The organism is Streptomyces sp. 1114.5, from assembly GCF_003635085.1.
Classification (GTDB): domain Bacteria; phylum Actinomycetota; class Actinomycetes; order Streptomycetales; family Streptomycetaceae; genus Kitasatospora.
In genome coordinates this window covers 4,587,396-4,600,152 of record NZ_RBXE01000001.1, presented here as the reverse complement: position 1 = coordinate 4,600,152, position 12,757 = coordinate 4,587,396, and the positions used below count along the sequence as shown (strand labels likewise).

At 73.4% G+C, this 12,757-nt stretch carries 12 protein-coding genes; 3 read left to right on the top strand and 9 right to left on the bottom strand.

Going from position 1 to position 12,757, the window contains the following annotated elements:
- Nucleotide 1: 1 nt before the first annotated feature.
- Nucleotides 2-1,042 carry a phosphotransferase family protein gene (locus BX285_RS20425; RefSeq protein ID WP_121176212.1) on the bottom strand — a complete coding sequence of 347 codons (1,041 nt, stop codon included), beginning with the start codon at nt 1,040-1,042 and terminating at the stop codon, nt 2-4.
- 174 nt (nt 1,043-1,216) lie between these two features.
- The gene (locus tag BX285_RS20420) at nt 1,217-1,783 is read right to left on the bottom strand and encodes a GNAT family N-acetyltransferase (RefSeq protein ID WP_097239293.1); all 567 of its coding nucleotides are present in this window, start codon (nt 1,781-1,783) and stop codon (nt 1,217-1,219) included.
- Nucleotides 1,784-2,098: 315 nt separating this feature from the next.
- On the opposite strand from BX285_RS20420, the gene BX285_RS20415 reads away from it, so the two are divergent.
- Complete coding sequence (locus tag BX285_RS20415; RefSeq protein WP_097240457.1) at nt 2,099-3,208, top strand: hypothetical protein; 1,110 nt, start codon at nt 2,099-2,101, stop codon at nt 3,206-3,208.
- An 81-nt stretch (nt 3,209-3,289) separates the two neighbouring features.
- Here BX285_RS20415 and BX285_RS20410 read toward each other — a convergent pair whose 3' ends face one another.
- From BX285_RS20410 to BX285_RS20385, 6 genes are all read right to left on the bottom strand, one after another.
- Nucleotides 3,290-4,189 (bottom strand): Gfo/Idh/MocA family protein, encoded by a 900-nt coding sequence (locus tag BX285_RS20410; protein WP_121176209.1) that lies wholly within the window; start codon nt 4,187-4,189, stop codon nt 3,290-3,292.
- 89 nt (nt 4,190-4,278) lie between these two features.
- A complete protein-coding gene (locus BX285_RS20405; RefSeq protein WP_121176206.1) occupies nt 4,279-4,950 on the bottom strand; it encodes an O-methyltransferase in 672 nt (223 codons plus the stop codon).
- A gap of 123 nt (nt 4,951-5,073) precedes the next feature.
- Nucleotides 5,074-5,742 (bottom strand): DedA family protein, encoded by a 669-nt coding sequence (locus tag BX285_RS20400; RefSeq protein ID WP_097239289.1) that lies wholly within the window; start codon nt 5,740-5,742, stop codon nt 5,074-5,076.
- 249 nt (nt 5,743-5,991) lie between these two features.
- Nucleotides 5,992-6,807, bottom strand: coding sequence for a class I SAM-dependent methyltransferase (locus BX285_RS20395; protein ID WP_121176204.1), 816 nt, complete (start codon nt 6,805-6,807; stop codon nt 5,992-5,994).
- 163 nt (nt 6,808-6,970) lie between these two features.
- Entirely contained in the window at nt 6,971-7,774 is an 804-nt protein-coding gene (locus tag BX285_RS20390; protein WP_121177732.1) for a spermidine synthase, read from the bottom strand.
- Nucleotides 7,775-7,872: 98 nt separating this feature from the next.
- The gene (locus BX285_RS20385; protein ID WP_121176201.1) at nt 7,873-8,844 is read right to left on the bottom strand and encodes an alpha/beta hydrolase; all 972 of its coding nucleotides are present in this window, start codon (nt 8,842-8,844) and stop codon (nt 7,873-7,875) included.
- 208 nt (nt 8,845-9,052) lie between these two features.
- On the opposite strand from BX285_RS20385, the gene BX285_RS20380 reads away from it, so the two are divergent.
- Nucleotides 9,053-10,456: a selenium-binding protein SBP56-related protein gene (locus BX285_RS20380; protein WP_121176199.1), complete on the top strand. Its 1,404-nt coding sequence runs from the start codon at nt 9,053-9,055 to the stop codon at nt 10,454-10,456.
- Nucleotides 10,457-10,537: 81 nt separating this feature from the next.
- Here BX285_RS20380 and BX285_RS20375 read toward each other — a convergent pair whose 3' ends face one another.
- Nucleotides 10,538-11,437, bottom strand: a complete 900-nt coding sequence (locus BX285_RS20375) for a helix-turn-helix domain-containing protein (RefSeq protein WP_097239285.1) — start codon at nt 11,435-11,437, stop codon at nt 10,538-10,540.
- Between the two features lie 156 nt (nt 11,438-11,593).
- Here BX285_RS20375 and BX285_RS20370 point away from each other — a divergent pair, with 156 nt between their 5' ends.
- On the top strand, nt 11,594-12,700 hold the full coding sequence (locus BX285_RS20370) for an NAD(P)-dependent alcohol dehydrogenase (RefSeq protein WP_097239284.1): 1,107 nt from the start codon (nt 11,594-11,596) through the stop codon (nt 12,698-12,700).
- Nucleotides 12,701-12,757 lie beyond the last annotated feature (57 nt).

Genomic DNA, 12,757 nt, shown 5'->3' with positions numbered 1-12,757 from the left:
GTCAGTTCTCCTTGAGGGTGCTCAGGCCGTGCCGGGCGAGGATCGGGGCCATCTCGCCCGCGCGCTCGAAGCCCGCGCCCAGGGTGCGGCCCTGCTGGAAGCGGTAGTGGATGCCCTCGGCGACGGCGGCCAGCTTGAAGGACGCGAAGGCGACGTACCAGTCCAGGTCGGCGGCCTGCCGGCCGGTCGACTCGGCGTAGTGCGCGACCAGTTCGTCGGCCTTGGGGAAGCCGGGGGCGGTCATCGCGGAGGGGATGATGCCCCCGCCGACGCCGGCCAGCTCGGTGTACATCACCAGCAGGCCGATGTCGGTGAGCGGGTCGCCCAGGGTGGACATCTCCCAGTCGAGGACGGCGGTGATGGTGTCGCTCCCGTCCGCGTTCTCGTTCACCAGGACGTTGTCCAGCCGGTAGTCCCCGTGCACGAGGGCGGGCGCGGGCGAGGCCGGCAGCCGCTCGGCGAGCGCGGCGTGCAGCCGGTCGAGCTGGGGCAGGTCACGGCTGCGGGAGGCGGCGAGCTGCTTGGACCAGCGGCGCAGCTGGCGCTCCAGGTACCCCTCGGGGTGCCCGAAGTCGGCGAGGCCGACGGCCGCCGGGTCGATCCGGTGCAGCTCGGCCAGGGTCTCGACCAGCTGCCGCCCGAGCGCGGCGACCCGCTGCGCACCGAGCGCGGCCAGCGGCGCGGCGTCCCGGTGCGCGGTGCCGGTCACGTGCTCCATGAGGTACCAGGGCGCACCGAGCACGTCCTCGCCCTGGTCGAGCAGCAGCATCCCGGGGACCGGAACCCCGGTGCCGCGCAGCGCCGACATCACCCGGTACTCCCGCCCCATGTCGTGCGCGGTCGCGAGCACGTGCCCCAGCGGCGGCCGGCGCAGCACCCAGCGGGAGACCCCGTCGGACAGGACGTAGGTCAGGTTCGAGCGGCCCCCCTCGATCAGCTCGGCCCGCAGCGGCCCCTGAACGACCCCGGGTAGCTCCCGCTCCAGGTGGGCGCGCAGCCGCGCCAGGTCCACCCCGGGCGGGGCGGCGGGGGTCTCGGACATCGGGCGGCTCCTCGGAAGTCGATTCGGTTCCGTCTCGTTGACTAAGCGCTTGCTTAGAATCCAGCGGAGCCACCCCTCCTGTCAATGGAACGACCCCCCGAGCCACCCGGCTCGGAGGGTCGTCGGGGAGCATCGCCGGCTACTGCTTTGCTCTTCGGCGAGGTGTCGAGGGTGCTACGACCGCTGCTCCCAGGTGGTGCGGAGGAGGTCGTACTCGACCTCGCCGTGTTCGGATCCCGGGATCGCGTCGGGCCAGTCTCCGGTGAAGCTCCGGAGGAAGGACAGGCCCGACTTCTCCATCACCCGCCGGGACCGGGTGTTCACCGCCATCGTGTTCGCGGTGACCCGCTGGACCCCGAGGTCCGTGAAGGCCTTGTCGATCAGCGCCCGCGCCCCCTCGGTGGCGTAGCCCCTGCCCCAGGCGGAGCGATTCAGCCGGTAACCGAGCTCGACCTCCAGCGGGCCGTCCTCGGTGAGCGGGCGCAGCTCGAACCAGCCGAGGAAGGTGCCGGTGGCCTTCTCCTCGGCGGCCCAGAAGCCGCGGGTGCCGATGGACGGGTGGTCGTGGAGCAGCCGCGGCAGGGTACGGGCCCGGATCGCCTCGCGGGTCGTCGGCTTGCCGCCGTTGATGAAGCGCATGACCTCGGGGTCGCTGTCCAGGGCGAACAGGCCGTCGACGTCGGCTTCGGTGTCGGCGAACGGGCGCAGCACGAGCCGCCCGGTTTCCAGGAAGACAGGCATCCCGTGATCATCACCGCCGGGCGAATACGCCCGCCACCGAATAACGCGCGCCCCCGGGGTTGACGGAGCGCCAGTCGAACGGTCCCCGCCCGCGCGCCCGGGGGCCGAAGCGCCGGGGCTGACCTGAGCGGGGTCGCCGTCGACGGCGACGGCCTGCCCGGAGGCGGCACAGAGCAGCAGCACCAGCAGTGCCGGCAGTGCCGCGGCCCATCGCCGCCGGATTCGGTGCGACACTCCGAGGCCTACCGGACCGGCGCCCGCCGAGCCGGGTGCCCGACGCCACGGCCACGCCGAACGACCGTCAGAATGGGCGCCATGAGGTTGATCCACACCGTGCTCGGCGCGCTGCTGCTCCTGATGGTCGTCGGCAGCATCCTGCGCACGCTGGTCGTCCCGCGAGGGCTCTACTCGTCCCTGGTGAACCGGCTCTGGGCGGTGCTGCGGACGGTGCTGCGGCTCTCCGCCGCGCCGATCGGCGGCTACCGCGCACAGGACCGGGCGCTGACCTGGCTGGCGCCGCTGGTCCTGCTGGGCATGCTCACGGTCTGGCTCAGCGGGATGCTGCTCGCGTACACCCTGCTGCTGCACGGCACCTCGGAGTTCAGCTGGACGATCGCCATCCGGGAGGCCGGCTCCAGCCTCTTCACCCTCGGCTTCGCGAGCGGCGAGCGGCTGCAGCTGTCCGCGATCGACTTCATGGCCGCGGCCAGCGGCCCCCTGGTGATCGCCCTGCAGATCTCCTACCTGCCCACCCTCTACGCCGCGTACCAGCGGCGCGAGACCGAGGTGACCCTGCTCCAGTCCCGGGCCGGCGAACCCGCCTGGGGCCCCGAACTGCTGGCCCGCCAGTCCCTGGTCGACACCGAGACCGCGCTTCCCCAGCTCTACCGGGACTGGGAACGCCTGGCCGCCGACATCGGCGAGAGCCACTCCAACTACCCGGTGCTGCTCTCCTTCCGATCCCCGCAGCCGAACCGCAGCTGGGTGGTCGGCCTGATCGCCGTGATGGACGCCGCGGCCATGCACCTCGCCCTGTGCCCGCGCTCGGCCCCGCCCGAGGCCCGGCTGGTGCTGCGCGCCGGGTTCACCGCGATGCGCGACATCGCCCGGTCACTGCGCATCGACTTCGACCCGGACCCGGACCCGGACGTGCCGATCCGCCTGACCTACGCCGAGTACCTGGGCGCCGTCGCGATGATCAGCGCGGCCGGCTTCCCCCGCGAACGCCCGGTCGAGGACGCCTGGCCGCACTTCCACGGCTGGCGCGTCAACTACGAGGCCGTGGCGTACGAGCTGGCGCGCCGTAGCGACGCCGTCCCCGCCCTGTGGACCGGCCCGCGCGACTTCCGAGCCGCCGTCATCCCCCCGGCCCGCCCCACCGACCGCCGCCCGGGCCCGGCCCGGCCTCCCCTACCGCCGACCTGACCGGGCGGGGCACCGAAGTGCCCCGCCCGGCGTCGTGTCACCCCGCTGTCACCACGCGCGGAGTCGCCCCTCGCGGAACGCTCAGGCCTCCACCGGTCCGCCGACGGCCAGCGAGCGCTCGGCCGCGGCGAGGATCTCCACCACCCGCAGGCCGAAGTCCGCCCCGCAGGGGTGCGGCTCACCGGAGGCCGCGGCGGACTGCAGGGCGCCCAGCGCCCGGTGCAGGGCCGCGAGCGGGCCCTCGCCGCGCTCCGGTAGGTGGACCACGCCGTGCTCGCCGCGCAGTTCCATGCCCGTCCCGCCCGCCGCGGCCGGCGCGGTCAGGCTGAGCGCCAGCGTGCTGGACGCGCCGCCCGAGTGCCGCAGCACCAGGTGTACGGCGTCCAGCGGGCCCGCCACCGCCGTCACCTGGGTCACGTCGCCCAGCACCGGCAGCAGGACGGACAGCGCGTGCGGGCCGACGTCCCACAGCGAGCCCTTCTCCTGGCGCCACGGCGAGGCCGCGTACGGGCTGGAGCTGCCCGGCGCGAACACCGAGCCCAGCCAGTCCGAGCGGCCGGTGTACCAGCCGCCCAGCGCCGCCTGCTCCTCGATCCACGGGATCTGCGGGCCGCCGAAGCGCACCGTGAAGAACACCACCGAGGCGACCCCGTGCTTGCTGACCGCCTCGGCCACGGCCGCGGCGTCCGGCACGGTCAGCGCGACCGGCTTGTCCAGCAGCAGGTGGCAGCCGGCCTCGGCGGCCCGGACCGCGAGGCCCGGCTGCACGGACGGGGGCAGCGCGATGGAGACCGCGTCCACCTCGGCCAGCAGACGGTCGAGGTCCGCGTACCCGGGCACGCCGTGCGCCGCGCCCAGCGCCTCGGCGGCCTCCGGGCACCGGCCCCAGACGCCGGCGAACTCCATCCCGGGGTGTTCGGCCAGCACGGGCGCGTGCACCCGCTCCGCCCAGGGGCCGGTGCCCAGCAGTCCGATCCGCACGTTGTCTCCGTTCCTCGTCTTTCCTTGGTTCTGCCCCGGCCGGTTCTGCCCCGGACGGTTCAGCCCCGGACGGTTCAGCCCCGGACGGCTCAGCCCTGGACGCGGGCGAGCGTGAACCCGTCGTAGCCCTTGCTGCCGACCGTCTGCACCGAGGTCGCGGTGACCCTCGGCTCGGCCGCGATCAGCTCGTGCACGGCCCGGGTGCCGAGCACCGCCGGGTCGGTGCTGTCCGGGTCGGCGACGGCGCCGCCGCGCACCACGTTGTCGACGATGATCAGCGAGCCCGGCCGGGTCAGCTGGAGCGCCCGGCGGAAGTACTCGGGGTTGCTCGGCTTGTCCGCGTCGATGAAGACCAGGTCGAAGGGCTCGACGTCTTGCTCCACCAGCGCCGCCAGCGAGTCGGCGGCCCGGCCGACCCGCACCTCGGCGACGCCCGCCAGCCCGGCGGCGGCCAGGTTGCCCCGGGCGACCTCGGCGTACCGGGGGTCGATCTCCAGCGTGACCAGGGTGCCGTCGGCGGGCAGCGCCCGGGCCAGCCAGATCGCGCTGTAGCCGCCGAGCGTGCCGACCTCCAGGATGCGCTTGGCGCCCTGGGTGAGCGCCAGCAGGTGGAGCAGCTTGCCCTGGTTGGGGGCCACCGCGATCTTCGGCAGTCCGGCCGCGTCTGCGGCGGCCTGCGCGCCCTCCAGGGCCGGGTCGTGCCCGACCAGCTGCTCGGAGAAGTACGCGTCCACGGCATCCCAGGTCGGCTGTGACGACATCGGGCCCTCCAGAGTGCAAGATCGACAGGTACTCCGCCGATGCTACTCCGAGGGCCCGATGACTCCGGGGCGGCCGTCAGCCGCGCCCGGTCAGTCCGGTGTCACCGCAGTCCCACTCCGTCGTCACTCCGCGACCGGAGCCTTCACCGCAGCGGCGGCGGCCGCGGCGGCCTCCTCCGCCTCGATCCGGGCGTGCGTCTTCGCGGCCCGGCGCTTCATGATCCAGGCCGAGAGCCCGCCGATCACCACGGCCGCGGCCAGACCGGCCCAGGAGAAGCGGGCCAGCCACGGCTCGATGCTCTTGCCCACCTTGTAGACCAGCAGCGTCGTGCCGCCGGCCCAGACCACGCCGCCCAGCACGTTGGCGATCAGGAACTTCCAGTACGGCATCTTCAGCGCACCCGCCAGCGGACCGGCGAAGATGCGCAGCAGGGCGATGAACCGGCCGAAGAAGACCGCCCACATGCCCCACTTCTGGAAGGAGCGCTCGGCGGTGGCCAGGTGGGAGGGGCCGAAGTGCTTGGGGAACTTGCGTCCCAGCTTCTCGAAGAGCGGCTTGCCCCCCTTGCGCCCGATCGAGTAGCCGATCGAGTCGCCGATGATGGCGCCGGCGACCGCGCAGGCCGCGACGCCCCACGGGCTCACCACGCCCTTGACGGCCATGAGCGACGCCGTGACCAGGGCGATCTCGCCGGGCAACGGGATGCCCAGGGACTCGATGCCGATGATCAGACCGACGACGGCGTACACCGCGGTCGGCGGAATGCCCTCGATCCAGGCGTCGATGTGCAAGGCCAGTACCTCCGTGGCAGGAGCAGGACGGGCCCGGCTCCGTGGAGCCGCGGGCCCGTCCCGTCAGTTGTGGTCCGATGGCGACACCCAGGCCGCGCCCCCTCAGGGCAGCCTAACGTGCCGGGCGGCCTGTCCCCCCGGCCGATCACCTGTGGTTACGACGTACGCCCCCGGGCGATGGTTCCAGTTCGAGCGGCCTTTCTTCAAGAATAGGCAAAGTCGCCCGGTGCCACTCTCAGCTCGCAGCGCTCAGCGCTCGGCGAACCGCAGGGCGACCACCGACGGCCGCCCCTTCACCCGGCGTGCGAGCGGCAGCAGGGCGCGCAGCGCTCCGCGCCCGCCCTCCGGGTAGACCTCGCGCACGTCGGTGACCGCCGGGTGCGCGGTGGCCAGCTTGCCGCGCTCGTCCGCGTCCATCCCGAACGGCATCGGCGGCGCCTGGTAGTGGCGGTTCTTCAGCTTGCCCTCGACGGCCCGGCGGCTGAACCAGCGCGGCACCGTGTCGAACACCAGCGAGCCGCCGGGGAAGCGCTCGGCACAGGCCGCGATCAGCGCCCGGACCTCCTCCGGCCGCAGGTACATCAGCAGGCCCTCGGCGCTGATCAGCACGCCGTTGGCCGGGTCCACGCCGTCCATCCAGCCCGGGTCGGTGGCCGAGTGGGCGAGGATCCGGTGCCGCTCGTCCGGCGGCAGCAGCCGCTCGCGCAGCGCGGCCGTCTCCGGCAGGTCCACCGACAGCCAGGTCGACCGCCCGTTGTCGACCCGCCAGGCCTGCGTCTCCAGCCCGTCCCCGAGCCCGACCACGGTGCCGCGCGGGCAGCGCTCCAGGAAGTCGGTCACCTCGCGGTCGAAGCAGGCCGCGCGCAGCGCCTGCAGCTGGCTGACCAGCGCGTTGCTCCCGAAGCGCGCCTCGAAGGGGAAGTCGATCCGGTCCACCAGCTCGACCGCCTTCGGATCCGCCAGCACGGTGTCCGGCCGCCGGGCTTCCACCGCCCGGTGCCACAGCGTCCACAGCGCCGTCTCCGGCACCGCTCCCAGCTCGGGCCGCTCCGCGCCGTCAGTCATCGCTCGCTCCTTCGACGTGCTCCCCGCTCGGGCATGAACCCGCCGATTCTGACACCCCGTCCGGGCCGCCCGATCCGCCGACGCGCCGGGCCTCCGCCGGCACGGGAAGTCGGACCGGCCGACTTCCCGTGCCCCGCTCGGCACCGCTGCGAGCCGACACGTCTCAGCCGACGCTGAAGGCGCCGTCCGGTGGGGGCGGGGAGTCGGTGGCGTCCGCGTCCGTGACCGGGGCCGTACGGCCGACCAGCTCCGTCAGGTCCTCCTCCGCCACCAGCCGGGCCGGGAAGATGTCGCCCGCGAACAGCCGGGCGAGCTCCGCCGCCGGAAGCGGCGCCGTCGAACCGGCCAGCAGCACGTTGCCGTACCGGCGCCCGCGCAGCACGGAGGCCTCCGCGACCAGGCAGACGTACGGGAACACCGCCCGTACCGTCGCCGCCTGCGCCCTGGCGAAGGCCAGCGGCGGGCCGTCCGCCAGGTTGGCCGCGTAGCAGCCGCCCTCGCGCAGCACGGCCGCCGCCAGGCGGACGAACTCCACCGAGGTCAGGTGCGCCGGGGTGCGGGAGCCGTGGAAGACGTCCGCGATCACCAAGTCCCGCGAGCCCGCGGGGAGTTCGGCGAGGGCAGCGCGGGCGTCCCCGACCGTCGCGGCGATCCCCGCACCGTCCGGATCCGGGCCCGGCCAGGGCAGGTGCTCGGCGACCAGCTCCAGCAGCGGGCCGTCCACCTCCACCACCCGCTGCCGCGAGCCGGGCCGGGTCGCGGCCAGGTAGCGGGGCAGGGTCAGCGCGCCGCCGCCCAGGTGCAGCACGTCCAGCGGCTGTTCGGCGGGGGCCAGCGCGTCGGCCAGGTGGCCGAGGCGCCGGGTGTACTCGAACTCCAGGTGCGTCGGGTCGGCGAGGTCGACGTACGACTGCGGGGTGCCGTCCAGGGTGAGCAGCCAGCCGCCGTCCCGGTCGAGGTCCGGCATCAGCTTGGCGAAGCCGAGGTCGGTCCGACGACCGACCGGCACCGGCTCGTCCGGCACCGGCCCGTCGTGCACCGGCTCGTCCGCCGCCGCGCCGTCCGTCACGCGCTCTCCCCGACCGGCCGCACGTCCAGGTACGCCGCGAGCCAGCGGTCCAGCTCGGCGAAGACCTGGGTGCGGGCGTTCTCGCCGGAGAGCACCAGGTCGTGCATGCCGCCCTCGATCCGGACGATCGTCACGTGCCGGCCCAGCCGCGGCCCCTGCGCCGCGATGTCGTCGGCGCGCAGCACGCCGTCGGCGTGGTGCAGGGCGTTGTGCCACTTGGTGGTGGCGATGGACCGGGTGGAGGCCATCAGCAGCACCGGTACGTCGATGCCCACCCCGCGCCGCAGCCGCCGGTGCCCCTGGTGGATCGCCGACAGCCAGCCCGCGAACAGCGGGAAGCCCTCGGCGGGCTTCAGGGTGAGGTCGAAGTCCCACTCGCCCTTGTGGTCCTTGTGCAGGCTGTGGGTGTAGTGCGGGTTCAGCGACGACGGCAGGACGCGGGTCGGCGCCAGCCGCGCGATCGCCGTCACCACCGGCCCGCCGGCCGTCCGGACCGCCGGTGCGGCCGGCATCGACAGGAACGGACTGTTCAGGAAGAGCCCGTCCACCACCCCGCGCCCGGCCCGGCGACCCGCCCACAGCGCCCCGACCAGGCCGCCGGTGGAGTGCCCGTTCAGCAGCAGCTGCCGGTGCCCGTCCACCTCGCGGATGATCCGCACCGCCTCGTCGATCTCCTCGTCGTACTCCACGAGGTCCCGGACGAAGTTCGGCGACTGGTGCGGCCGCAGCGACCGCCCGTACTTGCGCAGGTCGAGCGCGTAGAAGGAGAACCCGAGCGCGACGAAGTGGTCCGCCAGATTGGTCTGGAAGAAGTAGTCGTTGTACCCGTGGATGTAGAGCACCGCCCGCTCCGCCCCGGGCACCACCCGCCGGACGAGCGTCGCGCACACCTCCCCCTCGGCGTCCGACCGCAGTGCAAGCTCCGCCGCCTCGTAGGGCGCCCCCAGGATGTCTTCCCGAAACTCCATGGGCCTGACTGTACTGGCTCGGCCGTCTCCGGCCACGGCAGCGATGACCTGGCGCGATGTGATGCTCGCAATGCTTTCGGCGGCGGGCCGCCACGGTGACCACCGGTGGCGGACTCCCCGTGCGCCCCGGCACTCCCCGTGCGCCTGCTGTGCGCCGGGGCTCGTGTGGAACGCTTCCCGGACGGACCAGGCGAGTTGGGGAGTCTGCATGCAGCACGGGCACAGCGATCCGTCGCTCTACCGGTCGGCCGCGGAGGCGATCGCCGCGCCGCCGGAGAGGCTGGCGTACGTCGCGGGGTTCGACCGGGCGGGGCAGCGGCCGGACGCGTTGCTCACGGTCGACACTGATCCGGCGTCGGCGAGCTACGGGAAGGTGCTCAACTTCGCCGAACTGCCCACCCTGGGCGACGAGTTGCACCACTTCGGGTGGAACGCCTGCTCCAGCGCGCTGGCGCACGCCTGCCACGAGAACCCGGAGCGGCGCTACCTGCTGCTGCCCGGGCTGCGCTCCTCCCGGCTGCACGTGATGGACACCCGGCCGGATCCGGTGCGGCCCCGGCTGGTCAAGACCGTCGAGGCGGACGAGCTGGCCGCCAAGGCCGGTTACTCGCGCCCGCACACCCTGCACTGCGGCCCGGACGGCGTCTTCCTCTCCTGCCTGGGCTCCGGTGAGGGCTCCGACGGGCCGGGCGGGGTGGCGATCCTCGACCACACGAGCTTCGACGTGCTACGCGCCTGGGAGACCGAGCGCGGGCCGCAGCACCTCGCGTACGACGTGTGGTGGCACCTGGGCACCAACGTGGGGGTGACCAGCGAGTGGGGCACCCCGTGGATGGTCGAGGAGGGGGTGGTGCCGGAGCTGCTGCTGGGCCGCAAGTACGGGCACGCCCTGCACTTCTGGGAGCTGGACTCCGGCCGGCACCTCCAGCGGGTCGACCTCGGCGACCAGTACCAGATGGTGCTGGAGCTGCGCCCGGCGCACGACCCGCAGGCGGAGTGGGGGTTCGCCGGGGTGGTGGCGAACGTGGAGGACCTCTCCTCCTCGGTCTGGCTCTGGTACCGGGACGGGGCGGCGTTCACCGTGCGCAAGGTGATCGAGATCCCGGCCGAGCCGGCCAAGCCGGAGGACCTGCCGCCGGCCCTGCAGCCGTTCGGTGCGGTGCCGCCGCTGGTCACCGACATCAACCTGTCGGTGGACGACCGCTGGCTGTACGTGTCGGCCTGGGGCACCGGCGAGTTGTTCCGGTTCGACGTCTCGGACCCGTTCCACCCCCGGCTCGCCTCCTCGGTGCGGCTCGGCGGCGTGACCGCCCGCACGCCCCACCCGGCCGACCCGGGGCGGCCGTTGAGCGGGGCGCCGCAGATGGTGGAGATCAGTCGGGACGGCCGGCGGCTGTACCTCACCAACTCCCTCTACGGCGCCTGGGACGACCAGTTCTACCCGGGTGGGATCGAGCCGTGGATGGTCAAGCTGGACGCCGACCCGGTGTCCGGCGGGTTGAGCATCGACGAGCGCTTCTTCCCGCACGGCGCCGACTTCCGGGGCCTGCGCGTCCACCAGACCCATCTCGCGGGCGGCGACGCCTCCTCGGACTCGTACTGCTTCCGCTGAGCCGTCACCGGTGCAGCGCCCGGTCGTACCGGACGTCGGCCCCTCCTGAGCCGCGCTCCCGACCCCGCCCGGCGCGCGCCGCTACCGGGCCTGTTCGGCGGCGGACGACCCGGCCGACTCCTCGGCCGCCGCGGCCCGGAACTCGGTGGCGGCCCAACTGGCCAGCAGGCGCAGCGATTCGGCGGAGGTCGAGCCCGGTTCGGCGTGGTAGGTGACCAGCACCTGGTCGGCGTCCCCGGCCGGGCGCAGCGTCTCGTACTGCAGGCTGAGCCGGCCGACCACCGGGTGGTGCAGCCGTTTGGTGCCGTGGCCCTTGTCCTGGATCCCGTGGGCGGCCCAGAGTCGCCTGAACTCCGCGCTCTTGAGGGAGAGTTCGCCGATCAGCGAGGCGAGCCTGGGGTCGTCCGGGTCGCGTCCGGCGTCCAGGCGCAGCATCCCGACGACGTCGGAGGCCTTGCCCTCCCAGTCCACGTACAGCTCCTGGGCGCCCGGGTCGAGGAAGAGGTGCCAGGCCATGTTGCGCTGCTCGGGCGGCATCACGGCGAAGTCGCCGAGCAGGGCGGTGCCGAGCCGGTTCCAGGCGATGATGTCGAGGCGCCGGCCGAGGACGTACGCGGGCACGCCCTCCATCGCGTCGAGGAGTTGCTGCAGTTCGGGGCGGATCCGCTGCACCCGGGTGGCGGCCCGGCCGGGGCGGCGGCGGGCGGGCTTGGTGAGCCGGCCGAGGTGGTCGCGTTCGGCGGCGGTAAGCCGCAGCACCCGGGCGATGGCGTCCAGCACGGCCGTGGAGACGTTCTCGCCGTGGCCCTGTTCGAGCCGGGTGTAGTAGGCGGTGCTGACTCCGGCGAGCTGGGCCAGCTCCTCGCGGCGCAGCCCGGGCACCCGGCGCCGGGTGGTGGTGTCGGGCAGACCCACGTCCTCGGGCCTCAGCCGGGCGCGGCGGGATCGGAGGAACTCGCTGAGTTCGGTGCGCTGGTCCATGTCTGCAGTATGCGGGCGATCGGCTGCCCGGCGGCGGGCGAGGGTGATACCGCCGTGCGTACGTTGCGGGGTCCTACGTTCGGCCCGCCTAGGTCCGCCGCTCGTACGATGATCTCTGGTCTGGTTGCCCCGATCGTCCCGGCGCAGCCTTGGGGCATGACGAACGAGACGACGAACGAGACCAACCCGACGAGCACGACGAGCACGACGAGCACCACCCGCACCGTCGCCGCCTACGCGGCGCAGCAGCCCGACGCCCCGCTGGCGAAGACCACGGTCACCCGCCGGGCCGTGGGCGAGCAGGACATCGTGATCGACATCAAGTACTCCGGCATCTGCCACTCCGACATCCACCAGGTCGGCGAGGACTGGGGCACCGGTATCTTCCCGATGGTCCCGGGCCACGAGATCGCGGGCGTGGTCTCCGAGGTCGGCCCCGGTGTCACCCGCTGGAAGGTCGGCGACCGCGTCGGCGTCGGCTGCTTCGTCGACTCCTGCCGCGAGTGCGACAACTGCCGCGCCGGCCTCCAGCAGTACTGCACCGGCGAGGGCGGCGCCGTCTTCACCTACAACAGCACGGGCAAGGACGGCCTGCCGACGTACGGCGGCTACTCGGCGGAGCTGGTGGTGGACGAGGCGTACGCGCTTCGGATCCCCGACAACCTGCCGCTGGACGCCGCCGCGCCGCTGCTGTGCGCGGGCATCACGCTCTACTCGCCGCTGGCGCACTGGGGCGCCGGCCCGGGCAAGAAGGTCGCGATCGTGGGCCTCGGCGGCCTCGGGCACATGGGCGTGCAGCTCGCCCACGCGATGGGTGCGGAGGTCACCGTGCTCAGCCAGTCACTGCGCAAGCGCGAGGACGGCCTGAAGCTCGGTGCCGACCACTACCGCGCCACCTCGGACCCGGCGACCTTCGCCGAGCTCGCGGGCAGCTTCGACCTGATCGTCAACACCGTCTCGGCCGACCTCGACCTCAGTGCCTACCTGCAGCTGCTGCGGGTCGACGGCACCATGGTGCAGGTCGGTGCGCCGGAGAAGCCGGTCTCGGTCAACGCGCACGCGCTGCTCATCGGGCGCCGCTCGCTGGCCGGTTCGATGATCGGCGGACTGCCGGAGACCCAGGAGATGCTGGACTTCTGCGGTGAGCACGGCATCACCGCCGAGATCGAGCTGATCGCGGCCGAGCAGATCAACGAGGCGTACCGGCGGGTGCTGGACGGCGACGTCCGGTTCCGCTTCGTGATCGACGCCTCGACCATCTGATCGGCCTTGTCCGCCTTACCCCAGGGCCTGTCCTGGGGAACCCGCCCCGCGTCCCGG